We start from the raw sequence: 844 nt of genomic DNA, 5'->3' as shown, positions 1-844 counted from the left end.
CCTCGATCGAGACGCGTCCGTCGACGCCGCCGGTCGCGTCGAACACCGGACGGAAGATGTCCGTCGCGTCGCGCACGTCGTCGGTCGTGATGCGGAAGATGGCCTCATCGACGGATGCCCCGGCCGCGGCGAGGTCGGCGACCTGAGCTGCGTACGCCTCACCCTTCGAGAGGGCGCCCGCGAAGATCGTCGGGTTGGTCGTGACGCCCGAGACCGTGCGCGTCTGGATGAGCTCGGCGAGGTTGCCGGTCACGATGCGCTCGCGCGACAGGTCGTCGAGCCAGATGCTGACGCCCGCGGAGGCGAGCTGTTCGGTGGGGGTGCTCATGCGTTGTTCTCCTGGATGGTCTGACGGGCGGCCTCGACGACCGCCTCTGCGGTGAACCCGAACTTCGCGTACAGGGTCTTGTAGTCGGCCGACGCGCCGAAGTGGTCGATCGCCACGGTGCGGCCGGTGGTGCCGACGATCGCGTGCCAGCTGAGGGCGGAGCCTGCCTCGACGGATACGCGGGCTTTGACGGCGGCGGGTAGTACGTGTTCGCGGTAGGTGTCGTCTTGTTCGGCGAACCATTCGAGGCTGGGGGCGGAGACGACGCGGGCGGCGATGCCGTCGGTGGCGAGCTGGTCGCGGGCGGCGAGGGCGAGCTGCACTTCGGAGCCGGTCGCGATGAGGATGACGTCGGGGGTGTCGTCGGTGTCGGCGAGGATGTAGGCGCCCTTGACGACGCCGGCGGCGGAGGCGAGCTCGGTTGCTGTCGCGTCGCCTTCTCCGCGTGCGAACACGGGGAGGTTCTGGCGGGAGAGGGCGATGCCGGCGGGCCCGGTGTGGCGGGTGAGGAGTTCG

At 70.1% G+C, this 844-nt stretch carries 2 protein-coding genes; both read right to left on the bottom strand.

What is annotated here, in order from left to right:
* Nucleotides 1-328 (bottom strand): transaldolase family protein (locus ASG00_RS18395; protein ID WP_327037516.1); only part of this gene is annotated, 328 nt, incomplete at its 3' end.
* Nucleotides 325-844 (bottom strand): transketolase-like TK C-terminal-containing protein (locus tag ASG00_RS11935; RefSeq protein ID WP_327037515.1); only part of this gene is annotated, 520 nt, incomplete at its 5' end. The genes ASG00_RS11935 and ASG00_RS18395, both read right to left, overlap by 4 nt.

This window comes from Microbacterium sp. Leaf351 (genome assembly GCF_001423825.1).
GTDB classification, from domain to species: Bacteria; Actinomycetota; Actinomycetes; order Actinomycetales; family Microbacteriaceae; genus Microbacterium; species Microbacterium ginsengisoli.
This window is presented reverse-complemented; position numbering and strand designations above follow the sequence as displayed.